18 protein-coding genes are annotated in these 25,993 nt (G+C 71.0%); 8 read left to right on the forward strand and 10 right to left on the reverse strand.

Annotated features, from left to right (window positions below; genetic code table 11):
• Positions 1-12 precede the first annotated feature (12 nt).
• From ABE487_RS12595 to ABE487_RS12635, 9 genes are all read right to left on the reverse strand, one after another.
• Positions 13-1,203: a CoA transferase gene (locus tag ABE487_RS12595; protein WP_346451249.1), complete on the reverse strand. Its 1,191-nt coding sequence runs from the start codon at positions 1,201-1,203 to the stop codon at positions 13-15.
• 128 nt (positions 1,204-1,331) lie between these two features.
• On the reverse strand, positions 1,332-3,242 hold the full coding sequence (locus ABE487_RS12600) for a beta-L-arabinofuranosidase domain-containing protein (RefSeq protein WP_346451248.1): 1,911 nt from the start codon (positions 3,240-3,242) through the stop codon (positions 1,332-1,334).
• On the reverse strand, positions 3,235-5,436 hold the full coding sequence (locus tag ABE487_RS12605; RefSeq protein ID WP_346451246.1) for an SUMF1/EgtB/PvdO family nonheme iron enzyme: 2,202 nt from the start codon (positions 5,434-5,436) through the stop codon (positions 3,235-3,237). The genes ABE487_RS12600 and ABE487_RS12605 overlap by 8 nt, the downstream gene beginning before the upstream one ends.
• Positions 5,437-5,464: 28 nt before the next feature.
• Positions 5,465-6,418, reverse strand: coding sequence for a PfkB family carbohydrate kinase (locus ABE487_RS12610; protein WP_346451244.1), 954 nt, complete (start codon positions 6,416-6,418; stop codon positions 5,465-5,467).
• A 1-nt stretch (position 6,419) separates the two neighbouring features.
• On the reverse strand, positions 6,420-7,685 hold the full coding sequence (locus ABE487_RS12615; protein WP_346452903.1) for a serine hydrolase domain-containing protein: 1,266 nt from the start codon (positions 7,683-7,685) through the stop codon (positions 6,420-6,422).
• A gap of 38 nt (positions 7,686-7,723) precedes the next feature.
• A complete protein-coding gene (locus ABE487_RS12620) occupies positions 7,724-9,946 on the reverse strand; it encodes a TonB-dependent receptor (RefSeq protein ID WP_346451242.1) in 2,223 nt (740 codons plus the stop codon).
• Positions 9,947-10,150: 204 nt separating this feature from the next.
• Positions 10,151-11,053 carry a LysR family transcriptional regulator gene (locus ABE487_RS12625; RefSeq protein WP_346451241.1) on the reverse strand — a complete coding sequence of 301 codons (903 nt, stop codon included), beginning with the start codon at positions 11,051-11,053 and terminating at the stop codon, positions 10,151-10,153.
• A gap of 104 nt (positions 11,054-11,157) precedes the next feature.
• Positions 11,158-13,560 carry a sodium:solute symporter gene (locus tag ABE487_RS12630; RefSeq protein WP_346451239.1) on the reverse strand — a complete coding sequence of 801 codons (2,403 nt, stop codon included), beginning with the start codon at positions 13,558-13,560 and terminating at the stop codon, positions 11,158-11,160.
• Positions 13,547-14,434 carry a CoA ester lyase gene (locus tag ABE487_RS12635; RefSeq protein WP_346451237.1) on the reverse strand — a complete coding sequence of 296 codons (888 nt, stop codon included), beginning with the start codon at positions 14,432-14,434 and terminating at the stop codon, positions 13,547-13,549. Before ABE487_RS12635 ends, ABE487_RS12630 begins: the two co-directional genes overlap by 14 nt.
• 258 nt (positions 14,435-14,692) lie before the next feature.
• Here ABE487_RS12635 and ABE487_RS12640 point away from each other — a divergent pair, with 258 nt between their 5' ends.
• Positions 14,693-15,412 carry a response regulator transcription factor gene (locus ABE487_RS12640; protein WP_346451236.1) on the forward strand — a complete coding sequence of 240 codons (720 nt, stop codon included), beginning with the start codon at positions 14,693-14,695 and terminating at the stop codon, positions 15,410-15,412.
• A 4-nt stretch (positions 15,413-15,416) separates the two neighbouring features.
• Here the strand turns inward: ABE487_RS12640 and ABE487_RS12645 are convergent, their stop codons facing one another.
• Positions 15,417-16,781: an ATP-binding protein gene (locus tag ABE487_RS12645; protein WP_346451234.1), complete on the reverse strand. Its 1,365-nt coding sequence runs from the start codon at positions 16,779-16,781 to the stop codon at positions 15,417-15,419.
• A 166-nt stretch (positions 16,782-16,947) separates the two neighbouring features.
• Here ABE487_RS12645 and ABE487_RS12650 point away from each other — a divergent pair, with 166 nt between their 5' ends.
• The 7 genes from ABE487_RS12650 (at position 16,948) to ABE487_RS12680 (ending at position 25,436) form a co-directional block, all read left to right on the forward strand.
• Positions 16,948-19,401 carry a YadA-like family protein gene (locus ABE487_RS12650; protein WP_346451233.1) on the forward strand — a complete coding sequence of 818 codons (2,454 nt, stop codon included), beginning with the start codon at positions 16,948-16,950 and terminating at the stop codon, positions 19,399-19,401.
• Between the two features lie 47 nt (positions 19,402-19,448).
• Positions 19,449-21,404 (forward strand): S8 family peptidase, encoded by a 1,956-nt coding sequence (locus ABE487_RS12655; RefSeq protein ID WP_346451232.1) that lies wholly within the window; start codon positions 19,449-19,451, stop codon positions 21,402-21,404.
• Between the two features lie 182 nt (positions 21,405-21,586).
• Entirely contained in the window at positions 21,587-22,909 is a 1,323-nt protein-coding gene (locus ABE487_RS12660; RefSeq protein WP_346451231.1) for a M20 family metallopeptidase, read from the forward strand.
• Positions 22,906-23,709 carry a DUF4261 domain-containing protein gene (locus tag ABE487_RS12665; protein WP_346451230.1) on the forward strand — a complete coding sequence of 268 codons (804 nt, stop codon included), beginning with the start codon at positions 22,906-22,908 and terminating at the stop codon, positions 23,707-23,709. The genes ABE487_RS12660 and ABE487_RS12665 overlap by 4 nt, the downstream gene beginning before the upstream one ends.
• Before the next feature lie 43 nt (positions 23,710-23,752).
• On the forward strand, positions 23,753-24,583 hold the full coding sequence (gene queF / locus ABE487_RS12670) for an NADPH-dependent 7-cyano-7-deazaguanine reductase QueF (protein WP_346451228.1): 831 nt from the start codon (positions 23,753-23,755) through the stop codon (positions 24,581-24,583).
• Between the two features lie 73 nt (positions 24,584-24,656).
• Complete coding sequence (locus tag ABE487_RS12675; protein ID WP_346451226.1) at positions 24,657-24,929, forward strand: LysM peptidoglycan-binding domain-containing protein; 273 nt, start codon at positions 24,657-24,659, stop codon at positions 24,927-24,929.
• A 36-nt stretch (positions 24,930-24,965) separates the two neighbouring features.
• Positions 24,966-25,436 (forward strand): DUF3244 domain-containing protein, encoded by a 471-nt coding sequence (locus ABE487_RS12680; protein WP_241944921.1) that lies wholly within the window; start codon positions 24,966-24,968, stop codon positions 25,434-25,436.
• Positions 25,437-25,993 lie beyond the last annotated feature (557 nt).

A 25,993-nucleotide genomic window follows, 5' to 3' on the forward strand; every position in this document is an offset into this window, starting at 1 on the left:
CGTGACCGCCGCTCAGGCGGAATCGCCATTGTCGCGTCCCACGGCGCCCAGGGCCACCCTGACCGCCTCGGAATGCTGGCCCAGCGTGGGCGCGGCAAATGGGGCAGGCCCCGGCGTGCGGCCGAAGCGGATCGTCTGGGCGACGCCGCGGTAGCTGCCCAGGGTCGGATGCGCGATCGTGCTGACGATGCCCTCGGCCAGCACCTGCGGATGTTCGAACATGTCCTCGACCGCACGCGCGGCCGCGCACGGCACGGCATCGCCGAAATGCGCCTCCCAGTCCACCGCATCGCGCGCGGCCAGCGCCGCGTGCAACTGCGGCAGGATTTCGTCCGCATGCTCGGCACGCTTGCGCACAGTGTCGTAGCGCGGATCGGCGGCCAGCGCCTCGAGCCCGGTCAGCGCACACAGCGCCTGCCAGAACCGCGGTGTATTGGCCGAAATGTAGAGCCAGCCCGCACGCGTGGGATGCAGCCCGGTCACCCCGCCCGAGCGCATGTCGCGGCCGATGTCGAGCGCTTCGCCCTCGGCCCAGACCATGCGTGCGGACTGCATCGCCAGCGCGCTGCGCAGCAGCGAGACGCCGACGAACTGGCCTTCGCCACTGCGCTCACGCTCGTACAGCGCCGACGACACCCCGGCCGCCAACAGCGCGGCCGCGTAGTAGTCCACCACCGAGCCGTAGACCAGCTCCGGCGGCCCGCCGCGCTTGCCCTGCAGGGTGCAGATACCGGTCATCGTCTGCAGCACCTGGTCGTAACCGGCCTTGTCCTTCAACGGGCCGGTCTCCCCGTAGCCGGTGACCGCGCAGTAGATCAGCCGCGGGTTCATCGCCGACAGTGTCGGGAAATCGATCGCCAACCGCTCCGGCACGCCGGGCCGGAAGTTGTGCACCAGCACGTCGGCCTCGCGCACCAGCCGGTAGAGCACCGCGCGGTCGTCGTCGGCCTTGAGGTTGAGGGTGACGCCGCGCTTGCTGCGATTGATGCCCAGGAACGCCCGGCTCTCGGCGGCCAGCGTGGAGGGGTAGTTGCGCAGGTTGTCGCCATCCGGCGGCTCGACCTTGATCACGTCCGCGCCCTGGTCGGCCAGCAGCGCGCAGCCGTAGGGGCCGGCGATGTAGGCACTCAGGTCGAGCACGCGAACGCCGCTCAACGGGCCGGGCGCGCCAGCGCGACCATGGGCGAAAGGGGAATCCGTCATCTCGTCCGATATCCATTCAACGCGACAGCGCAGGTCCGGGGCAGTCTGCGCGACGCATGCGCCGCGAGCCATGCGCCCGGCCTATGTTCTCCCGCCACAGAAACTTGTTTGCGCATCGCACGCATCGTTCAGAGCGCACCGCAATCGCCAGCGTCGGCACCGTCGTGCGACGGCGCCAGCCCGAGCCAAGTGGTGCGCCAGATGCGGTCACGGCGCTCGCCGATGCCGTAGTAGGGCGCGAAATCGATCGGCGCACGCTCGGCCAGATGCAGTCGCAGGCCCACCGCCTCGCCATCGCCCGCAGGCGACAGTTCCTCGATCCGGATCTGTGCATCGTCATCGGGCAGGCGCACGGTCTCGGCGGTGCGATAGCCGTCGATCAGCCCGGTCGCATAGACCAACGGCCCACGGCCGAAGGCGATGTAGTCCTGGCGCAGCACCTGCTGGCGCACCGGCGAGCCGTCGGGCGCGCGCGATTCCTGCACGTTGCGGTAGACGCGGCGATGCACCCGCGGGCGCAGCGGCAGGGTCAGCGCGACACTGTCGCCGCTGGCCCAAGTGCGTTCGATGCGCACGTAGTCGCCGGCAACCAGCGGTTCGGGCCACGACTCACCGGCAACGGTGAGGGTCGCACCCTGCGCCCAGGCGGGAATGCGCACGCGCAGCACGAAATGCGCCGGCTGCGCCAGGCGCAGTTGCAGACCGATGTCGCCTTCGAACGGATAGCGCGTGTCCTGCACGACGGTCACCTCGCCCGCCCCGGGCAACGTACACGTCGCCTCGCCCGGCCCGAGCAGATTGACGACGAGGCCCTCGGCATCGGTCGCGTACGCCACTGCCGGCAATTCCTCGATCGCCATCGCGCCGCTGGACTTGCAGCAGCGCCAGTAGTTGGTATGGATGCGGCGGCCGTTGGCGTAGGAGTAGTAGCACCAGCCCTCGCCGTCGGGCGCCTGCGCGCCGAGCAGGTCGTTGTAGGCGGTGCGCTCGATCTCCTCGGCATAGCGCGCCTGCCCGGTGATCGCCAGCAGTTCGCGGTTGAGCTGCAGCCAGGCCAGGATCGAGCAGGTCTCGACGTACGCCTGCGGGTCGAACACGAACGCAGGATTGAACACCTCGCGCGAGCGGTGGCCGATGCCACCGAACGGGCCGCCGCCCAGGCTCAGGTGGTGGTCGCGGATCGCCTGCCACTGCGCATCGAGCGCCTGGCGATGGCGCGGATCGCCGCTCGCACGCGCCAGCTTCGCCAGCCCGACCAGGTTCCAGCACAGCTGGTAGGCCTTGCCGGTGGCGATCTCCGATGGATCGGCGCCGGCCAGCGCGCGCTCGAGCAACGCCAGCCGCGGGTTGGCATCGGCCTGGGCGAGGATGCGCCGGGCCAGTTCGAGGAACCGCGCGTCGCCGGTCGCGGCGTGCAGGTCCATGACCGGATCGAGCAGCACCGTCGCCGACATGCCGTGGTGGTTGCCGACCGTGGTGATGTCCAGCCCTTCGATGCAGAACGTGCGCCAGCACAGCAGGCCGATCCGGCGCGCGGTCTCCAGCGCACCCGACTGCGGGAACCGCCGGTGTACCTCGAGCAAGCCCAGCAGCAAGTAGGCGTGGGTCCACACGTCCCAGGTGCGCAGTGCCGGCTCGCCGTTCCAGCTCTCGGGCTTGGGCGGCTGCGGCACCATGAAGCGCCGGTGCGGCGCGTAGGTGCCGAGGTACCCATCGTCTTCCTGCACCTGGGCCAGGTACGTGGCGACGGCGCGCACGCTCGCCTCGAGCGCGGCGTCGCCGCTGCGCGCGGCGGCCTTGGCCGCGGCCGCCAGCCACTTGCCGGCGTGCTCGCCGTACCAGTCGCCCTCTTCGTTGCCGGCGCGATGCGCCGGATCGAAGATCGCGATCGCCGGGCTGTCGGGCCCGGTGACGAAATGCGACAGCCGACCGCGGCGATTGGCGTCCAGCGCCGCGCCCAGCAGCCCGCGCAAACGCACCTGGGCGGGCGCGGGCGGACGCTGCGCGTCGCCAGCGGCGATGTCCAGCGCCTCAGCCATGGGGGCGCTCCGCATCGACCACGCAACGGAAGCCCACCGTGCCCGAACGGTCCTTGCCCGGCGCCATCAGCAGGTACTTGCCGTGCTGGTCGAGCCGGTAGGCCTGCGGGAAGTACCAGTGCGAGGTCTGCGGCTGGTAGCTGCTGCCGCCGCGCAGGATCGCCGCACGCGTGTGGGTGTCGATGTACTCATCGGTCCATTGCCAGACGTGGCCGATCAGGTCCTCGACCCCGAACGGCGAGGCGCCCTGCGGATGCGCACCGACGTCGGCCGGCGGCAGCAGGCGGCGACCGCGGTTGACCCGCGGCACGCAGGTGTCGTGCCAGGTGTCGCCCCAGGGATAGCGACGGCCGTCGTGGCCCTGGGCGGCGTACTGCCATTCCCATTCGCGCGGCAGGCGCTTGCCGGCCCACTGCGCGTACGCGCGTGCGTCCTCCAGCGACACCCAGGTCACCGGCTTGTGCGCCCACCCCGGGCGCGGTGCGCCGTCGACCCAGTGCCGCAGGAAATTATGCGCATCGCGCGGCGCGTAACCGCTGTCGGCCAGGAACCGCGCGAACTGCGCGTTGGTCACCGGATGGCGGTCGATGTGGAACGTGGCCAGCGTCATGCGGCGGCGATGGTGCCGGCGCGGGCACGCTTCCCACGGGTACTGCACGTCCAGGCCCGCCCAGTCGAAGCCCTCGATCTCGACGCCGCCGACACGGAACAGGAACTCGTCACCGGGGATCGTCACCATGCCCTCGGGCGCGGCGGCCTGCGGCGCGGTCGGCGCCACGTCGACGATCGCCTGCGGCAACGCCTGCCAGGTGGCCGAGTGCGCGCCGATCGGCGTGCGCGCCTGCGCGGCGAGCGTGGCCAGAATCGCGTCGAGGCCGTCGCTGTCGGCGCCCGGTGCCAGCGCCAGCAGCGCGCCGAAACCACGCCCTTCGAGCGGCAGCTCGATCACCGCCTCGCCGTCGATGAGGCGCGGGGCGATCGGCTGTCCGCGCCACAGGTCGTAGTAGCGGGTGCCGTCGATGTGCGGCAGCGCGAGCTGCTCGCCGTCGATCGGGTACTCGTGGCGGTTGATCAGCGTCCACAGCGTGCGGTCTGTGCCGGGGAAGCGGCTGGCGAACACGCCGCGTTGCAGGCAGGGCTGGTACGGCGCCCAGTCCAGGCTCACCACCAGCTCAGGGAACGCACGGTAGATCGTCGCGATGCGCCGCAGCACTTCGGCATTGCGCGGGGTGAACTGGTTCCAGATGCCCCAGATGTTCTCCCAGGCGTTGTAGCCGATGCCGTTGAAGAAGCAGTACTGCAGGTCGTGCGTGCGGTCGCGGCCCCAGCGGTTCTCGTAGTTGACCATGTGCCGCGGCTCGAGCCACTTCCATTTCGACACCGGCGGCACCGGACCGTCGGGGGCCTTCTTGCCCCAACTCTGGACGTTCCAGATCAGCTGCTCTTCGGAGCTGATCGTCGATTCGGGCTGCAACACGACCGGTCGGCCGTGGCGCTCGCAGGCGTCGAGGAACGCGCGCGGCACGCCATTGAAGGTGTCGCCGTTGATGCCATCGGCGCCGACCGCCGCGACGATCTCAGCAAGGCCCTCCCAGTGGCTGGTGCCCGGGTCGCGGGTGCCGTGGTCCCAGGGCTTGGCGGGCAGGAACACCCGCACCCCGCGCGCCTGGAACGCCTGCACCGCGCGCCGCAGGCCGTCGAGCCCGCCGGGCAGGTCGTGCGCCAGGTCGAACTGGTTGCGGTCGTCGATGCCGATGTTGGGATACACGTACCAGATCAGCACCGAATCGATGCCGCCAAAGCGCGCGATCAGATCGTCGAGATAGCGGTCGACCGTGTACTCGGCGCGCTCGGCATCGTAGAAGTAACGGTCCTCGACCATCATCTGCGCGTGCACGAAATTGCGCTGCGCCCACAGCAGTTCGGGCCGGCGGTAGTTGGCGTCGTCGTAGCCGATCCGCACCAGATGCTCGCGGCGCCAGTCGCGCAGTTCGGCCAGCCAGTCGGCGGCGCTTTCGTTGGCGTCGATCATCCAGCCGCCGATGTCGGCGAACGGCCAGCCGGGCGCCTTGCCCGGTGTGGGCAGGTAGCGGCCGGTGGTGACGTGGGAGAACTTGTACTCGCTGCGCAGCGGCGCGGGGCCGTGGTCGGCCTGCTCGGCGTCGTCGAGCGTCTCGTAGGGGGAGGCGGTCATCGGGGGCATCTCGTCATGAAAGGGGGGATCAGGGCGCCAGGCCGCAGCGTGCGGCCAGGGCGGCGCGGCCGTGTGCATCGCCGTTGCCGGCCAGCAGTGCCTGGACCTGCGCACGGGCCGGCACGCTCGCCTGCGCGCCGAGCGCGCTGCAGGCCAGCGCCGAGGCAGCGGCCGCGTCGCGCAGCGCGGCCGGCAAGGTGTCGCCACGGGCGAGCGCGGCGACCAGCGCGCCGCAGAAGGTGTCGCCGGCGCCGGTGGTGTCCACCGCCTCGACCGGGAACGCCGGCTGCAGATGCAAGGCGTCGCCCTCACGTGCCAGGCAACCGGCCGCGCCCAGGGTCACCACTGCGCACGGCACCGGCAGGCGCGCGAGCGCGGCGGCGAGGTCGCCGTCGTCTCCGACCAGCGTCGCCAGTTCGCCCTCGTTGACCACCAGCACGTCGACCAGGCGAAGCAAGGCCGCGGGCAGCGCTTGCGCCGGCGCGGCGTTGAGCACCACGCGCACACCGGCCGCCTGGGCGCGCGCCGCGTACGCGGCCACGCTGTCGAGCGGCGTCTCGAGCTGCAGCAGCAGATGGCCCACACCGTCGAGCGCGGGCAGGTCGCCGGGCGCGAGCGCGGCGTTCGCGCCCGGCGCGACGGTGATCGCGTTCTCGGCGCCATCGGCCAGGCAGATGAACGCCACGCCGGTCGGCAGCGCGACCTGGCGGCGGATGTCCAGCGACACGCCGGCCGCGCGCAGCGAATCCTCCAGCGGGCGGGCATGCGCATCGTCGCCCAGCGCCAGCAGCATCCGGGTCGGCGCGCCGCCCGCGCGCGCGGCCGCGACCGCCTGGTTGGCGCCCTTGCCGCCCGGGAAGGTGCCAAAATCGCGGCCGAGCACGGTCTCGCCGGGCGCCGGAATGTGCGCAGCGCGCACGACGAAATCGAGGTTGGCCGAACCGGCGACGAGGACCGCAGCGGCGGCCGGCGACTCACTCATATCAAAGCCCTTGCTGGACGAGGTTGTAGAACGGGATCGCCAGTCGCGGCAGGTCGCCTGGGACCTCGCGCGGCAGATGCTGGGCGAGCAGGATCGCGATCGCGTGCTGCGCCGGGTCGATGACGAAGTGCGTCGAGGCCGCGCCCGACCAGCCGACCTGGCCCGGCGCACCGAGACGCCCACGCGCGGCCGGGTCGAGTTGCACCGCCAGGCCCAGGCCGAAGCCTTCGGCCGGGCTGAACTGCGTATGCGGCTGCGCCAGGTGGCCGAGCTGGTTGCGCAGCATCGCCGCGACCGTCGCTTCGCGCAGATAGCGACGGCCGTCGAGCGCGCCACCGCCCAGCAGCATGCGGCACAGCCGCAGGTAATCGGCCGCGGTCGAGTACAGCCCGCCGGCGCCACTGGTGTAGGGATTGAGCGGCGCGCCGGGACTCGTCGCGCTGGGGCCGTCGGCCAGGCGCAGGCGGCCGTCGTCGCCCATCGTGGTGATGTCGACCACGCGCGCGCGCGCATCGGCCGGCACCGCGAACCCGGTGTCGGGCATGCCCAGCGGCTCGAAGATGCGCGTCCGCAGGAACGTATCCAGCGATTGCCCCGACACCACCTCGACCAGCCGCGCCAGCACCTCGGTCGCCGCGCCGTCGTAGGCGAACGTCGTGCCCGGATCGTGCTGCAGCGGCAACGCCGCCAGCCGCTGCACGTAACCGGCGAGATCGGGCGCGCCGTGCAGATCGGCCGCCTCGCGCAGCTGCAGCGCCGGACCATCGCCGATCGCGATCCCGCTGGTGTGGGTCAGCAGATGGCGGATGGTCAGCGCGCGCGCTGGCGCACGTCGCGTGCCGTCGGCCGCGAGCACGCGCAGGCCGGCGAACTCGGGCAGGTGCCGGGCGATGTCGTCGTCCAGGCCGATCCGGCCCTCGTCGCAGAGCATCAGCACCGCGACCGACACCACCGGCTTGGTCATCGAGTAGATGCGGAAGATCGCATCGGCGCGCATCGGCCTGCGCTGCGCCAGATCCAGATGGCCGGCAACGTGGGTATGCGGCGGCCGGCCGTCCTGCCACACCGTCGCCACCACGCCGACGTAGCCGGCATCGGCCACGGCGGCGTCGAGAAAGCGATCCAGCGGCTGCCAGCGCACCCCCTGGGGCGCGGCGTCCTCAATGGCCCAGGCCGGCGCGATCGCCGCCAGCAGCGCCAGTGCGGCCACCCAGGCGACGCCGCGTCGCGCGCCGGCGACTGGCCGCCGCCTGGTGTCCTGCTGCACCCGCACGTCCCGCATGACTTGCACCCGCTCGCGTTCGATCAGAACGCAATCGTATGGGTGAGCGACACCATGCGCCCGCGACCGGCCCAGTAGTTCTGCCAACCCGGGACCTGCGACCAGCTGAGGATGTACTGCTTGTCGAACAGGTTCTCGATGCCGAGCGTGAGCTTGCCGTAGCGGCCGGTGTCGTAGTTCACGCCCAGATCGACCAGCGTATAGCCCTTGGTGTTCTCTTCGTAGCTGAAGGCCTTGCCGTCGTACTCGCGCACGTCGCTGCCCGACAGATGGCGATCGAAGAGCTTGGTCGCGCCCAGCGTCAGGTCGGCATCGGGGGCGAAGTTCCAGGTCACCGAGACCGCGAGCTTGTCGGGGTTGGCATCGAGCACGCCCATCGGCTTGTTGAGGCCGCCGGCGCCGTAGCTGCCGTTGGGCGCCTCGGCCCAGAACGCGGTCTTGCCGCGAATCCGCGAATAGATGCCCGAGATCTTCCACTGCGGGTTGAAGCGGTACTCGCCGTTGGCCTCGAAGCCGCGGATGCGCACCGGTGCACGCGCCATCACGAAGTCGTTGCTGACCGGATCGACCGACAGCGTCGAGCCGAACGGCGACTTGGAGTCGTAGTAGGACGCGCCGAACGCCGCCGAGTCGCCGCGCCAGTTGAAGCCGACTTCCTTGTTGGTGACGATGATCGGGTCCAGATCGGCGATGCGATCGACCGACTGGCCCGGCACATTGATGTTGCGCAGCGGGATGCCGATGTTGGCCAGGCCGAAGCCCTCGCCGTAGGACGCGAACATGGACCAGGCATCGGTGATGCGCCAGATCGCGCCGAGGTTCTTCATCGTCTCGGTGTATTCCAGCCCGCCGCCCTTCACGAACACGCTGTTGCGATAGGCGGTGGTGGTGTAGCTGTCGACATGCAGCTCACCGTCCTCGCGGCGCAGGCCGCCGCTGAGCGTCACCGGGCCCACGTCCCAGGTCAGCTGCGCGTACGGCGCGACGCTGCTGTACTCCATCGGCGGCACCCACACGCGGTTGGTCAGCGCCAGCCGCTGCGCGGCCTCGTCCTTGACCACGTCGATGCCGGTGCGCAGTTGCAGGCCCGGCACGCCGAACAGGTCGCCGCGGGTCCAGCCGGTACGCAGGCCGCGCTTCTTGGACACGATCTCCGACTGGTCGTAGATACGCTTGCTCTGGTCGAAGCTGGCATCGACCTTCACCAACTGACGGTCGTCCCCGTCCTCGGGCAGGTAGCGCATGGCCTGGTCGGCCCAGTAGACGTCGGCGGTGAACGTGCCGCCGAACAGATCGCCGTGGCTGTAGTTGAGCGCCGCCTGCTGGAAGTCGTTGAACTCGGTCAGCGAGCCTGCGATCTGGCCGCGCTCGGAGGTATTGGTGCTCGGGATCGGGCAGTCGACCGGGTCGTAGCGGCAGCCTTCGACCTGCTTGTAGTTGCCTTTGCCCTCGATGCGGAAGTCGCTCAGGCTCAGTTGCAGGCGCTGCACGCCGCCCTCGCCGAAGTTGGCGCCCAGCTTGGCGTAGAGGTTGCGCGATTCTGAATCGGCCAGCGAACCACTGGTGTTCATGCCGATGCGGCGGCCATTGCCGTCGTAGGAGATGCCACGGTCGATGTAAGAGGCGCTGAGCAACGCATCGAAGTCGTCGCTCTTGTAGGCGTGGTTGACGCCCAGCTTCCAGCCCGCGCTGTCGCTGCCCGACTGGGTCGAGTAGCGCGAGATCACCGTGGTCTCGTGGCCTTCAGCCGTCGGCACCTTGGAGATGTAGTTGATGATGCCGCCGGCCGCGCCGATGCCCTCGGACGCGGACGGCCCGTTGATGACCTCGATGCGCCCGACCAGGCCCATGTCGGTGAACGTGCCGTTGCGGTTGCCCTCGCGCAGCGGCGAGCCCTGCGGGATGCCGTCGAACAGGCGCAGCGCGATGCGGCCGCGCAGCGTCTCGCCCGAGTTGCTCATCGCCTGCGAGGACTCGGCGTAGCCGGGCACCGTGCGCGCCAGCACCGCGGTCGCGTCCTCGGTCAGCGCCAGCGTGTGGGCGACCTGCTCCTGCGACACCAGGCTGATCGCGCCGGGGATCTTGTCGATCGAGGTGGCCACGCGCGTGCCGGTCACGACCATGCGGTCCAGGTTCACGGCATCGCGGTCGCGGGTGCGCTCGTCGGCGTCGTCGGCCTGCTGCGCCCAGGCGGCGGCAGGCAGCAGCAGGATGCAGGCGATCGCGGCGGAAAGCGGCTTGATCATGTCGAAGTCTCTGAAGGAGTGCGTGGCGGCCGGGCATGCCGGCGGCGGCCTGGAGGCTGTGGAACCGGCGGCGCGATGCGTCCTCCGGTGGCCACAGAGACTAGGCGCCGGCGCAACGCCGATGAATCGCCTGCACGTATGTTCAAAGCGAAGTTTTTATTGCTTACGAGGCAAGCAAATATGTGTTGCGCCGCAACATTTCCTTCACTCCGAGACCGTGCCCTCATCGCGCGTCGGCGCCTGGGACACGGTGCGGCACTGTTCGCGCAGCGCGCCGACCAGCCGGCTGCGCACGCTGGCGGTCGACCACACGATGCCGATGCGCCGGGGCTCGGCCGGTTCGGGCAACGGCAGCCGCGCCAGCCGCAGCCCGGTCGGCCACGGCTGCTGCCAGTCGGGCACCAGCGACACGCCCAGGCCGCGGTCGACCATGACCGCGATCGCGTTGAGCGCATTGAGCTCGAAGCGCTCGCGCGGCACGATGCCGACCCGGCGCAGGTAGTCGTCGGCCTGGCGCCCGCCCCATTGATGGCGGTCGTAGCGGATCAGCGGCTCCTCGGCCAACAGCGCATGCGGATCGCGATGGGCCTGGTGCTGCGGCGCGAGCACGATCAGCGGTTCTTCGCGCAGCACCTCCCAGTCGCAGGTCTTGGGCAGCGCGAACGGCGCCTGCAGCACGATTGCCGCGTCCAGGTCGCCGCGCTCGACCTCGGCGTAGAGCTCGGCCGAATAGCCTGGCTTGATGAAGACGTTGATCTGCGGCAGCACGTTGACCATGCGCGCCAGCACATCGGGCAGCATCCCGGCCAGCGCGGTCGGGCAGGCGCCCAGCCGCAGTTCGCCCGACAGCGCGCGGTCGTTGGCGACACTGCGCAGGTCGGCAACGTCGCGCAGCAGGTCGCGGGCACGCTGCAGGATCCGCGCCCCCGGCTCGGTCACGCAGACCGTGCGCCCGGCGCGGGCGATCAACGGCGCGCCCAGCTCGCGCTCGAGCGTGCGGATCTGCTGGGCGACGGCGGCCGGGGTGATGTTGAGGTAGCGCGCGGCGGCGGCCATCGAACCGCGGTCGACCACGTGCACGAAGGTACTGAGGAACTGGGTGTCCAAGGGCGCGGTCCTGGGGGGCGTCGACGGCGACGCGCCAGCCTACCTGTACCGCCGCCGCGCGCGCCCCTGCCGAAGGGCCTGGACGCGCGCGGACGCCCGCCGGTTCAGGCGTCGGCCTTGCGGGTATGGATGGTCAGCCCCTCGAGCGAGCGCGTCGGCGGGGCGAAGAACAGGCTGGCCACGTAGCCGATCACGATGCACAGCATGATCGAGATGCCGAGATAGAAATACGGGTGCACCAGGTCGAACGACCAGGCCAGCAAGGTCAGCGCGATGCTGCCGCCAATGCCGATCGCGACCCCCGGCGAGTTCGCGCGCCGCGTGAACATGCCCAGCGTGTAGGCGCCGGCGAAGCCGCCACCGAGCAGGCCGGCCAGCTCGATCGACACGTCGAACAGCGAATGGATGTCGTAGCGCGAGAGCACCAGCGCCAGGCCCATGCCGGTCAACCCGACCACCACCGTCATCCATTCGGCGAAACGCACGCTGCCCTTTTCGGTCGGCGCCTTGGCCAGCCGCGAATAGAAATCCACCGACAGCAATGTGGCGACGCTGTTGATGATGCTCGACAGCGTCGACATCGCCGCGGCGAAGATGCCGGCGATGATCAGGCCGGTCACCCCCACCGGCAGCTCGGCGGCGATGAACAGCGGGAAGGTCGCATCGATCGGCAGCAGCGGGTCGAGCCGCTCGGGGTTCTGGCGGTAGTACATCCACAGCGCGGTGCCGATGCTGTAGAACACGAAACCGCCGGGGATCATGATCGCGGCGAACACCCAGATCGAGCGGCCCGCCTCCTTGTCCGAACTGGTCGCCAGCGTGCGCTGCATCAGCACCTGGTCCTTGGGGAAGGTCAGCACGACGTCGAACACGACCAGGAAGATGAAGCCCCAGACCGTGGCCTTGGTCAGGTCGAAGCTGAAATCCAGCAGCTTGGTCTTGTGTTCGATCGCGACCGCCTCGCGCACCGCGTCTAGGTCGCTGCCCAGCGACGCGACGATGAAGATGATCGCGAAGACCGCGCCCCCCATCTTCACGAACACCTGCACGAAATCCGTCCACACCACCGCGCGCATGCCGCCCATCGCGGTGTAGAGGATCGTGAACACCCCCATGATCATGATGCTCCACACCACCGGGATGCCGGTGATCGTCGCGATCGCCAGCGCCGGCAGGAACAGGATCACGCTCAAGCGGCTGCCGACCTGCATCGCGATCGCCAGCGCGCTGGCCAGCATCCGGATCGCGGGGTGGAAGCGCGTCTCCAGGTACGAGAACACCGACATCAGGTCCAGCCGGCGCAGCAACGGCACGATCCATACCGCGACGAACATCAGGCCCAGGACCGCGATGAGGTTGTTGGTCAGGTACTGCCAGTTGGTCTCGTAGGCCTTGGCCGGGATCGCGATGAAGCTGATCGAACTGGTATTGGTCGCGTACAGGCTCACGCCGGCCACCCAGAACGGGATGCTGCGCCCGCCCATGAAGAAGTCCGACTCCGACGCGGTCTGGTCCTTGAGGTAGAAGTAGCCGCCGATGCCGAGCATCGCGACCAGATAGACCACGATCACCACCCAGTCCAGCCAGTGCAGCAGGTGCTTGCCCGAACGCAATTGCGCCGCGTGCAGGCCCCCATCCGCCGACGCCCAGACCAGGCCGCTGCGCCAGCCCGCGGCCAGGCGCGCCTCGCCGTCGAGCGTGGCCGGCAACACCGCCCAGGATCCGGTGATGGTGTGGAAGGTCTGCAGCGCCGGCTGCGCGCCCGGCGCCGGCCGCAGCAGGTACAGCACATGCGCCTGGCCGATCGGCTGGGCCGAGCCGTCCACCACCGCGCCGGGCAGCGCGCCGCGGTCCCGCCAGCCCTCGGCGGGCGTCCATTGCCGGATATGGCCGTCGACCGCGGTCAGGTACAGCGCGAACTTCTGCGCCACCAGCGACGACGGCGCGCTGCCATGCGGCCACGGCGCCTGTGCGATCCAGCCGGCACCGGGCGTGGTGCGCGACAGCGCGAAGAACCGCGCCTGGCCGTCGGCGTCCAGGCCGGCGGCGTACAGCACCCCGGCCAGCACCGCCAGGCGGGCATGGGCGAGCGGCTCGGGCAACGGCGGCAACGGCTGCACGACCAATGCGCCCGACACCTGCGCCAGCGTCGCGGCCTCCCGGGCCATGCCGCCATCGCCCAGCAACAGATGCGCCGCGGCGCCGTCGGGCGTCGACGCCTGCAGCCGCGCCACCGACACCCCGGCCGGCAATGCCATCGCCTGCCAGCGACCGTCCGCGCCCTCGCCGTCATAACGCCACGCGCGGTGGCCCGCGATCGCCAGCGGTCGCTCGCCGAGCGTCAACAACGCCTGCGCGCGCGCGCCTTCGGGCAGCGCCGTCAGCGACGTCGCATCGACCGAGGCCAGGCTCTCGGCCTGCACCGGCAGCACGGCGAACGCGGCCAGCAGCGCCAGCAGCACGGCCAGCAGCCCCGGACGCCGCCCCATGCGGTCAGCGCGCCGCATCGCGTTCCACCTGCGCCAGCACGCGCTCGGCGCGCTTGAGATACGGCGCATCGATCATGCGGCCCTCGACCACGCACACGCCCAAGCCCTGCGCGCGCGCGGCCTGCGCCGCCTCGACGATCCGGCGCGCGTCGGCCTGCGCCTGCGCGTCGACCGAGAACACCGCGTGCGCCAACGGCACCTGTCGCGGGTGGATGCAGCTCTTGCCGATGAATCCCAACTGCTGCGCCATCGTTGCCTCGTGCTCGAACCCGACATCGTCGCGGAAATCGGCATAAGCGCCATCGCAGGCGAATACCCCCGCCTCACCCGCGGCCAGCGCCACCTGCAGCATCACCGCCTGCACGTGCGCGGCCACATCGCGCCGGATGCCCGCCGGCTCGAACAGATCGCCCAATCCCAGTTGCAGCCCAGCCACACGCGGATGCGCGCCGGCGATCTCGGCGGCATTGCGCAGCGCGCGCGGCGTCTCGATGTTCACCAGCAGCGCCGGCGCGCGCCGCGCCGGATCGGCCGGCAACGCCGCTTCCTGCGCCTCGATGCGCGCGACCGCAGCGCACAGCGCCTGGGCCGAGTCCACCTTGGGCAGGTTGATCAGGTCCGGCGCGACCGGCAGCACTGCGGCGAGATCGGCCTCGAAATCGGCGGTGTCGGGCGCGTTGACGCGCACGATCGCCAGCGGCGTCGAGCTCGGACGCACGCGATCGCGCGAGGCATGTTGGCGCAGAAATGCGGCGACCGCGGCGCGGGCCTCGGCCTTGCGCGTCGGCGCCACGGCGTCCTCCAGGTCGAACGACACCGCATCGGCGGGGCCGGACCAGGCCTTCTGGAACAGGTCCGGACGCACGCCCGGCACGAACAGTTTGCTGCGCATCGGCCCTCCCGCAGATTGCCGCCCGAAGTGTGCGCGATGCAGACATGCGGAAAAGTCGCTCACACGATCTTCAGACGATAGTTTTCGTGACGTGTGCGCACACGACCGCGCTGTGGCCTCTCGCCCGCCACGCGCTGCTGCCGCGCTTGCCAGTCCAGCGGCGTCGACCCAAGATGGCGACGCCGCGGCCACGCGCCGCGGCCCCGTTGCTCGTTGTCCCGGACCGCCGCGATCGCACCTTCCGTCCCGCCGACCGCCATGTCCCCAAGCCCAGCCGACAGTGTTCGCCCGCTGTGCGTCGCCCTGCTCGAGGACGACGACGTCCTGCGCGAGCGCATCCTGGTCCCCGGCCTGCGCCGGCACGGACTCGATGTGCGGCCGCTGCGCACGGCGGCCGCACTCACCGCACTGCTTGCCCAGGCGCCGGTCGACCTGGTCATCCTCGACATCGGCCTGCCCGACAGCGACGGCTTCACCGTCACCCAGGCGCTGCAGGCCGGGCACCCGCATCTGGGCGTGGTGATCCTGAGCGGACGCGGCGAACCGCCCGACCGGCTACGCGGTCTGAGTGGCGGCGCCGATGCCTACCTGGTCAAGCCGGTCGAGATCGACATCCTCGCCGCCACGGTCTTCAGCCTTGCGCGGCGCCTGGCGCGCGCCCCGCAGAGGGCCGAGGACGGCTGGCAGCTGCAACCCGACGGCTGGTGCCTGTTCGCACCCAATGGCCAGTCGACGGCATTGACCGGTTCCGAGCGTCATGTGCTGCGCGCGCTGTGGGCACAACCCGGGCGGCTGGTGACCCGCGAGGCCATCCTGGGCGCTGTGCCCGGCCGCGCGCGCGACGAGAGCGGCAGCGACCCGCATCGGCTCGACGTGCTCCTGCACCGGCTGCGGCGCAAGGTGCTCACGCGCACTGGCCTGCCGCTGCCACTGGACGCGGTGCGCGGCGAAGGCTACGTGCTGCGCCCGGCCGGCTGAGCGCTCAGTCCACCTGCGGCAGATCCAGCGTGAACCGCGTGCCGCTGCCCGGCGCACTGTCCACGTGCAGCGTGCCGCCCGCCTCGCAGGCCATTTCCCACGCCACCGCCAGCCCCAGCCCCGTGCCTTCGCCCGCCGGCTTGGTGGTGAAGAACGGCTCGAATGCCTGGCGCATCACCTCCGGCGTCATGCCCTGGCCGGTATCGGCGACGACGATGCGTGCGCGGCCATCGCCGATGGCGCGCAACGCGATCTCGAAGCGGCCACCGCCGGGCATCGCGTCGCGCGCATTGGCCGCGAAGTTGAGCATCACCAGGTCCAGCTGGCTGCGATCGAGAAACACCGGCACCGGCGCCGGCGGCAGCTCGAGCACCACCTCGACCCGGCCATCGAACAGCTGCCGCAGCATCGGTGCCAGCTCGGCCAGCGCGCGTGCCGCGTCGAAACGCGCCGGCACGGCCAGCTCGCGGCGGCTGAAACTGAGCAGCTTGCGGCTCAGCGCGATGCCACGCTGGGCGGCCAGTTCGATGCCCTCCAGCGCCGCGCCCAGGCGACGCGCATCCGGCTCGGGGTCGAAATCGAACTCGTCCAGCCGGTGCCGCTCGGCGGTGTAGCCGACGATCGCGCCGAGCACATTGTTGAAATCATGCGAGACGCCGCTGGCCAGGTGGCCCACCGACTCGATTTTCTGCAGATGCAGCATGCGCTCGCGCATGTGCTCGCGCTCGACCATCTGCTCGCGCAGTTGCTGCGCACTGCGCTGCGCACGCCACAGCGTTTCGCGCAGTGCGGCCACGGTCCGGTCGAGCACCAGTGCGATCATCAGATAGCTGAAAGCCAACGACGGCAGGTTCTGGAACGCATGGCCGCTGCGCCCGGCGTCCAGCCCCCACGGGCTGGCCATGCCCAGTGCGAACACCAGCGGGATGCAGGCGTAGACGATCCACAGCGCGCGCCGGCCGATCACCAGCGCCGCGATCGTCAGCATGATCATCGGATAGGGATCGAAGGCTTGCAGCTGGTAGCCGAAGGCGAGATTGGCCGCGACCGCGCAGGCCATCAGGATCGCCAGGAAGGCACCGACTCCCTCGCGGAGCAGGCCGCGCCGGATCATCCACACCGCGACGCAGGCCGCCACGGCGATCGCGGCATCGGTGCCCAGATCGACCACCAAGCGCGTACCGGTCATCGTCACATGCCCGCTGAGCAGGTGATAGGCCTTGTTGAGCGGAATTTCGACGCCGAGGAACAGCAGCAGCACCTGCAGCGCCGGCGCATTGCGGCGGTCGACCGGATCGTCGATCGGGACGCGACGCAGCCAGGCGACCGCGCGACGGCCGAAAGCGGCGAGTGGCGAGGCATGCGACATCGGGACGGCGGCTCCGGGGGAGCGGCGGTCCCCTGACCAGAATGAGAGTGGAGTGTAAGTCGACGGTGAGAAGCGGTGCATTGAGTCCGGCCATCGCAGCGGCTTAGATCGCAGTTCCAGCGCCTGTCATGGCGTTGTCATCCCGCCGCTACCGGAAAGCCAGACGATGTCCCAGCGCACCCGCCTCCCGCTTCCCCACCCTGCCGCCCGCCCTGGCGCGACACGTCCCTGCCTGCTGACGGCCGCCCTGCTGCTGGCCTTGTCGGGGCATGCGATGGCCGCGCCGCAGGCCATCCCGGCCCTCGAAAAGGACGCGGCCGATACCGGCGCGGCCAGCGCCTCGGAGGCCCGAAGCGACAGCACCGAGACGACAGCATCCAGCGCTGAGGAAACCGCCGACGAAGCGCGCGTGGCACCGGCGTACTCGCTCGACGCCGCGGCCTACTACGTCGCTGTCAACGGCGCACTGGACGGCAGCGACGATGCCAGCGCCGAAGGCGCACGCGCAGTCGCGATGGGGCCGCGCGCCGCCGCGGGCGGCGGCGACTCGGTCGCCATCGGTCACCGCGCACGCTCCACCACAGCTGCGTCCATTGCGATGGGCGACGGGGCATTCGCCGACGCCACGGGCGCGATCGCCATCGGCGGCAGCTTCTTCGGCAGCCAGTTCAGCGATTCCGACGGCGCGCAGAGCACCGGCTTCGGCGCGATTGCGCTGGGCGCGGCAAGCAAGGCCAGCGGCGGCACCGCCACCGCGATCGGTTGGTCCTCGCAGGCGACTGCCAACGATGCCGTCGCCGTCGGCGCCACCGCCAACGCCGGGGCCGCCGGCGCCGTGGCCATGGGCCGCGCGGCGACAGCGACCCAGATCGAAGCCATCGCCATCGGCTACGGCGCGCAGGCCAACGGGTTCGGTGCGGCTAGCCTGGGGGCCTACGCGAACGCGGGCGGCTACGCCGCGCTCGCACTCGGCAGCGACGCGCGTGCACCCGGCAATGGCGGCATCGCAGTCGGCGACGGTGCGCTGGCCGCCGGCCAACAGAGCGTGGCGATCGGTGCCAGCAATGCCGGTGTGCCGACCCAGGCCGGCGGCCTGGGCAGCGTCACCGTCGGCGCCGCCTCCTGGGCACTGTCCGACTACGCGACGGCGATCGGCTTCGACAGCCATGCCGACGCGACCCGCAGCCTGGCGGCCGGCGCCAACGCCCTGGCCATCGCCGAGGATGCCAGCGCGCTGGGCGCGGGCAGCTACGCCGGCGCCGACTACGCGACTGCGGTCGGTGCCTCGTCGGCGGCCTGGGGCCTCGGCGCGACTGCACTCGGCAGCGGCGCCTTCGCGCTGGAGGCCGACAGCCTGGCGCTGGGCTACAACGCCACCGCCACCGCGATCGGCAGCGTCGCGCTCGGTGCCGCTTCGGTCGCCGACCGCGACCATGTCGTGTCGATCGGCAGCGTCGGCAACGAACGCCAACTGGTGAACGTGGCCGCAGGCGTGCTCGCGACCGACGCCGTCAACAAGGGCCAGCTCGACACCGCCATCGCCACGGTCGGCAGCGACGTCGGCGCGCTCGATGCGGCCAGCGTGAAGTACGACGACCTCGCCGCGAAGGATGCGGTGACGTTCGCCGGCGCAGACGGGACGAGGTTGCGCAATGTCGCCGACGGTGCGCTCATCGCCGGCGGCCTGGACGCGGTCAACGGCGGCCAGGTGTTCGGTGTCGGTGCCTCGCTGGCGCAGGCGCTCGGCGGCGGCGCGGCGATGACGGCGACCGGCATCGCCGGCCCGTCCTACGCCATCCGGGGCGAGCGCTTCGGTTCGGTGGGCGACGCCTTCGGCGCCGTCGACCGCGAGTTCGATGCCATCCGTGCGCGCTTCGACGCGATCGGCAGCGGCAGCATTCCGGTGGGCAGCGGCGACGGTCTGGCGATCGGCGAGGACAGCGTTGCCGCCGGCCCGGGCAGCACTGCAGTCGGCAACCAGGCCCAGGCCGGCTCGGGCGGGACCGCGATCGGAGCAGGTGCGGTCGCGAGTGCCGATGGGTCGGTCGCAATCGGCCAGGGCTCGGTCGCCGACGCCGCCAACACCGTGTCGGTCGGCAGCGCGGACAACCAGCGACGCATCACCCACGTCGCGGATGGCGTGGCCGCCAGCGACGCGGCCACGGTCGGCCAGGTCCAGGCCAGCGCATCCGCCAGCCGCAGCTACGCCGATGCCGGCGATGCACGCACCTTGGCCGACGCGAAGGCGCATGCCAATGCCGGCGACGCCGCCACGCTTGCCAGCGCGCGCAGCTACACCGATGACGCGTTCGCACGCGCGCTCAGCCGCAGCGACTTCGACGCGTTCCGCAGCAATGTCGACGACCGCTTCCACCGCGTCGATCGTCGTCTGGACAAGATCGGCGCGATGGGCACCGCGATGTCGCAGATGGCGGTGAACACCGCCGGGCTGTCGGGCGCCAACCGTGTCGGCGTCGGTATCGGTCAGCAGGGCGGCGAAGAAGCCCTCGCAATCGGCTATCAGCGCGCGTTCCGCGACAACCGCGCCAGCGTGTCGATCGGCGGTTCGATGTCCGGTTCGGAAAGCTCGGTCGGCGTCGGCGGCGGCTTCAGCTGGTGATCACCGGCGTCGCCTCGCGTCCCTCTCTATTCCAAGGAATTCCAACCATGTCACTGTCCTCCCGCTTCGTCCGCCGCAGCCTGCTTGCCGCCGCCCTGGGTGCGGTGATCGCGCCCGCACTGGCGGCGCCGCCGACCACATCGCTGTCGGTCATGTCCACCGCCGATCCCGACGCGCCGCAGGTCGCCTATGACGGCCTGCTGGTCACCTACAAGACGGGCACCCCCGAACGCCGCAGCGCGGCCGCCGGCGCATCGACCGTGCAACGGGTCCTGCGCGCGCCCGCCACCACGTCGCAGTTCGCCGCCGTCCACCGCGCTGCTGCTCCGGCGGTCGCCTCGACCCGGCGTCTGGCGATCGGCGCCGACTTGGTGCGCCCGAACCGGCGCTTGTCTGGAGGCGAACTCGACACGCTGATGCGCACCCTCGCCGCCGATCCTGCGGTCGCGTACGTCGAGCCCAACCGCTACTGGCAGCGTCTGCGCACCGTGTCCGCCGCCGCCGCACCGGCGCCGAACGATCCCGGCTTCGAGGTGCAGTGGCATTTTCGTGCGCCCGACGGCACGATCGAAACCCTGGCCCCGGACCCGGGCGTCGCCAACCGCGGCGGCATCGACGTCCTCAACGCCTGGCAGTACGGCCGCGGCGCGGGCGTGGTCGTCGCGGTGCTCGACACCGGAATCACCGACCATCCCGACCTCGACACCTCGCTGGCCAATGCCGGCTACGACTTCATCAGCGACGCGATCAACTCCGGCCGGGCGACCGACGGCCGCGCAGCGGGCGGCTGGGACACCGGCGACTGGAGCCACGAGGATCGCTTCCTGGTCGCGAACGGCGGCTGCGTCCTGCCCGGCCAGCAGCGCGAAAGCAGCTGGCACGGCAGCCATGTCGCCGGCACCATCGCGCAGATCACCGACAACGCGCTCGGCATGGCGGGCGTCGCACCGGAGGCGAAAATCCTGCCGGTCCGCGTGCTCGGCCACTGCGGCGGCACGACCGCCGACATCGCCGACGCCATCGTCTGGGCATCGGGCGGCCATGTCCCCGGCGTGCCGGACAACCCGAATCCGGCCGAGGTGATCAACATGAGTCTGGGCGGCTACGGCGCCTGCCCTGCAGACAGCACCTACGCCCAGGCGATCGCTTCGGCGCGCCAGCGCGGCACGACGATCGTCGTTGCGGCCGGCAACAACAACAGCGATGCCGCACTGTTCACACCCGCGAGCTGCCCGGGGGTCATCAACATCGCTGCGACCGGCATCACCGGCAAGCGCGCCTACTACTCCAACTTCGGCAACAGCATCACCCTGTCGGCACCGGGCGGCGGCGTCTTCCCGGACGACGGCACCAGCGGCCAATCGGTGCGCAGCGGCTTCGTCTGGTCGGCGGGCAACCGCGGCGCGACGACGCCGGGCGAGCCTGCGTACGTCGGCCAGTCCGGCACCTCGATGGCCGCCCCGCACGTCGCCGGCGTTGCGGCGTTGGTCATCAGCGCGGCGATACAGGCCGGCCGCCCGGTGCCCACGCCGCAGGAGATGCGCGAGATCCTGACCCAGACCTCGCGCGACTTTCCGGTGCGGCCGTTGCGCCAGATCGGCGTGGGCATCCTCGACGCCGCAAAGGCAGCCGCCCGCGGCGCCGGCAGCGCGGCCGGCGGCGACGAACCGACCGCGATCCGGATGGCGCGCGCGGTGCCGGTCACCGGCATGTCGGCCGCAGCCGATGCCGGTGTGCTGTACCGGATCGACGTGCCCACCGGTGCGCGCAACCTGCAGATCCGCACCTACGGCGGCCGCGGCCAGGCCAAGCTTCTGGTCCGTGTCGGCCGATCCCCGGCGCCGGACGGCAGCAATGCGTCCCTGCGCTCGTCGCGCCCCGGCACCACGCAAAGCGTGCAGGTGACGCTCCCGCTCAGCGACAGCTACTTCGTGCGCGTGGTCGGCGGCACCGGCGGCTTCCAGGGCGTGAACATGATCGCGACCTACTCGCCCGCGCCCTGACCCACCGCGCCGCGCGCACCCCTCCCTCGCACTCGCGGGGAGCGGGCGTCGCCGGGGCCACTGGCCGCGCCCTGGTCGAGCCCTCCCCCGCGCGCGGGGGAGGGTTGGGTGGGGGCCGCCGCGTCCGTCCGCAGCCAGAATCGCCTAGGATCGGGGTTCCCATCGCATCCAAGAGCCTGTCGATGACGCGACTCGCCGCCGCACTGTTGTGCGCCTGTACCGCCCTCCCCATCGCCGCTCACGCGCAGAGCGCGCAACGCCCCGAGGTCGCGCGCGCCGCGACATCGCTGCAGGCCAGCGTCGTCGACTGGCGGCGCGACATCCACCAGCATCCCGAACTCGGCAACCGTGAGACCCGCACCGCGGCCAAGGTCGCCGAGCACCTGCGCAGCCTCGGCCTCGACCCCAAGACCGGCATCGCCCACACCGGCGTGACCGCCGTGCTCAAGGGCGGCCGGCCCGGCCCGCGCATCGCGCTGCGCGCCGACATGGACGCACTGCCGGTGACCGAACGCACCGGCCTGCCGTTCGCCTCGACCGCCACTGCCGAGTACCGCGGCCAGACCACCGGCGTCATGCACGCCTGCGGCCACGACGCCCACACCGCGATCCTGATGGGCGTGGCCCAGGCGCTGGTGGCGATGCGCGACGAGTTGCCGGGCGAAGTGCTGTTCGTGTTCCAGCCCGCCGAGGAAGGTCCGCCGGAGGGCGAGGACGGCGGCGCCTCGATAATGCTGGCCGAGGGCATCTTCCGCGACTTCCGCCCCGACGCCGTGTTCGGGCTGCATGTGTTCTCGACGCTGCAGGCCGGCCAGATCGGCGTGCGCGGCGGCCCGCTGATGGCCGCCTCCGACCGCTTCTCGATCGACGTCATCGGCCGCCAGACCCACGGCTCGCGGCCCTGGGGCGGCATCGACCCGATCGTCGCGGCGGCCGACCTCATCGGCACCGCGCAGACCATCGTCAGCCGCCGCACCAACATCTCCACGCTGCCGGCGGTGGTGTCGTTCGGCGCGATCGACGGCGGCATCCGCTACAACATCATTCCCGACAAGGTCGAACTGGTCGGCACCATCCGCACCTTCGACGAGGACGTGCGCAAGGCGATCTTCGCCGACCTGCAGAACGTCGCCACCCATGTGGCCGCCGCGCACGGCGCCAGCGTCGAGACCCGCATCCCGGCCGAAGACGGCAACCCGGTCACCGCCAACGACCCCGCGCTGACCGCCCGCCTGCTGCCCAGCCTGCAGGCCGTGGCCGGCGCCGACAACGTCGTCGACCCGTCGCTGACGATGGGCGCCGAGGACTTCTCCTATTACGCCCGCGAGGTGCCCGGCCTGTTCTTCTTCGTCGGCGCCACGCCCAAGGGCCAGGACCCGATGCGCGCCCCGAGCAACCACTCGCCCGAGTTCGACCTCGACGAATCCGCGCTCGACCTGGGCCTGCGCGCCCTGCTGCAGGTCAGCCTGGATTATCTGCATGGCGACGCGGAGGCCGGCGCATGACCGCCAGCCTGGCCATGCTGCTGCAGGACCGGCCCGACCCCGCCCTGACCGCCGAGGCCCTGGTCGCGCAGATGCGCGCCGACTGGCCCGACCTCGACGCCGACCGCCTGCGCGCCGAACCGCGCGATTTCGACATGCCCGATGGCCCGCTCAGCATCGACTACGGCGACGTGTCGATCCTGCTGATGCCCATCGCCGCCCCGATCGGTGACGACATCGCGCAGATCGCCGAACACAGCCGGCTGTGGCCCAGCGCCGAACCCGCGCCGGTGGACTACACCGCGCATACCATCGTCACCGTCATGGCGTTCCCGCCCGAAGGCGCAGACCCCACGCTCGACGCCCTCGGCCGCGCTGCCCTGCTCAGCCGCGTGCTGGCCTCGGCGACCGCGCTGCTGGACACCGTGCGCGCGGTCTACTTCGGCAGCGCCAACCACATCGTCCTGCCGGCGCTCTTCCGCGAACTGGCAATGGCCCAGCTGCCCGAACCGATGCCGCTGGCGTGGGTGGCGTTCAACATCGGCGCCCGCCCCGACGGCACCATGACCGGCCACACCTTGGGGATGGACATGCTCGGGCTGATGGATATCGAGATCCCCGAGACCGACGACAGCGCCGAGGACGTCTTCGACCAGCTGACCGGCATCTGCGCCTACCTGCTCGAGCATGGCCCGGTCATCGAGGACGGCGACACCCTGGGCGAGACCGAGGACGAACGCACCCTGGTCGAGTACGCGCCATCCGCCTACGGTGACGGCCGTCAGGTCATGCAGCTGCGCAGCGAACCCACGCGCCACTGAACGCGGCGCCGGGCGGTGCGGCCGGCGGCGGTAGAATCGGCGCATGTCCGATGTCCCCGCCGCGGCCGCGCCGCCCATCCCGCTCGGCCGCGAGGTCGCCTATCCGCGCCACTACGACCCGGGCCTGCTGTTCCCGATCGCACGCACCCTCGGCCGCCGCGAGATCGGCCTGGGCGACGCGCTGCCGTTTGTTGGCCACGACCGCTGGCACGCCTACGAACTGAGCTGGCTCGACGGCCGCGGCAAGCCCGTCGTCGCCACCGCGACCGTGCTGGTCCCGGCCGCCTCACCGCAGCTGGTGGAATCCAAGTCGCTCAAGCTCTACCTCAACTCGCTCAACCACACCCGCTTCGACACCCCCGAAGCGGTGCGCACACGCATCGCCGCCGACCTCTCGCAGGCCGCCGGCGCCGAGGTCACGGTCGCCTTCGGCCTGCCGCCGATGGCGGACGACACCGCGCAAGGCACGTCGATCGACACCCTGGATGTCGAAATCGCCCACTACGGCCCGCCCGATGCCGCGCTGCTGCGCGCAGACCCTGACGAGATCGTCGAAGAACGGCTGACGTCCGCGCTGCTCAAGTCCAATTGCCCGGTCACCGGCCAGCCCGACTGGGCCAGCCTGCACATCGCCTATCGCGGCCCTCGCATCGCGCGCGACGCGCTGCTGCGCTACCTGGTCTCGTTCCGCGACCACGCTGAGTTCCACGAGCAATGCGTGGAGCGCATCTTCGTGGACCTGGTCGCCCGCTGCGCCCCGCTCGAGCTGTCGGTCGAAGCGCGCTACACCCGCCGCGGCGGCCTGGACATCAACCCCTGGCGCGCGACCCCCGGCCTCACCGTACCGACGAGGCTGCGCGACGCCCGCCAGTAGCCCCGGCGCGCGATGGATTCTTAACGCGGCAGATGGGAGGCTGACGGCGTCCCCGTCCTTGGAGGCTGTCACGATGTCCCCGTCCAGGCCCCCGGGCCACGATGCCCCCGATTTCTCGCGCGTCACCGGCGGCGTGCGCAGCGCGGCCGACGACGACGCCCAGGCCGGCACGCCCGCGCCCGTGCGTACCCACGTCGTGCGCAAGGGCGATACGCTGTCGACCATCGCCGAACAGGTCTACGGCCGCGCCAGCCGCTGGCAGGAGATTTACGCCGCCAACCGCGACGTGCTCGACGACCCCGACCGCATCCAGCCCGGTCAGGTGCTGCAGTTGCCCGCGGACTGAAGCACGGCCCGCGCCCTTCCCGTTACCGGAGTGCCCATGACCCGTCCCGTCGTTCCCGCCGCCATGACCGTCGCGATGCTGAGCACCGTGCTGCTCGCCGCCTGCAACCGCGACGCGCCCGCCCCCGTCGTCCCCGCGCCCCAGGCCCCGGCCCCCGAGGCCCCGGCCGCGCCCGAACCGCCGGCGCCCGCGCGCGTGACCAGCGTCGAACTGGGCAATGCCGTCGACGGCGACAACCGCGTCGCCGCGCCGGCCTCCGAATTCGCGCCGACCGACACCATCTACGCCTCGGTCGGCGTCGACGGCGAGAGCGCCGCCAAGCTCACCGCGCGCTGGACCTACGGCGAGGGCCAACTGGTGCGCAATACCGACACCGACATCGTCCCCGGCCCCGACGTCATCGCGTTCGACATCCAGCACCCCGACGGCTGGCCGACCGGCACCTACAAACTCGAAGTGCTGCTGGACGGCACGGTGGTGGAGACGCGGGAGTTCGCGGTGCGCTGAGCGCGACGCGCTGCAGGTCATCGCACGATGGGGCCGGGCCAGTTCCCGGCTCTTTTCGTTGCTGCCTGCCAAGGCCGATGTTCGTCTGGACTCGGTCCACTTACATGCGGCACATCGGCTGCGCCTCGGAATCCTTACGGACATGAGGATTCCAGTCTCCTCGACCGAAATCCCCGCCAAAAACCTTACGAGCGTGAGGATTCTTCTGAAGACACCGGCTTACGGACTCGGCGTCTCGCGGGCGTGCGGGCTGGACATGCCTTCCCACGGAGTAGGACCGGCAGTGCAACAACAGGCCTGTCATTGAGCGCATCAACTGGCTCTATCGATAAAGCCGACGGGCTCCTACCCAGGGCGGTGCCTTATGCAGGTATAAAAAAAGGTTCTTCGCAGATTAGCGGGGAGTCCTTTGCCAGCCACCGTTACGCTTGATGCCTGATTCCAGAGCGCAAGGGTGAGGGGATGTTCGACCGGAAGACGATCAAGAGGCTGGGCGGGTGGGAAGGCTATCGGGTGGAGCGCATCGCGTGGCCCGAGGGCGGCAGCCGGACCGTGAC

The sequence above is a fragment of the Luteimonas sp. TWI596 genome (assembly GCF_039674105.1).
GTDB lineage: Bacteria > Pseudomonadota > Gammaproteobacteria > Xanthomonadales > Xanthomonadaceae > Luteimonas.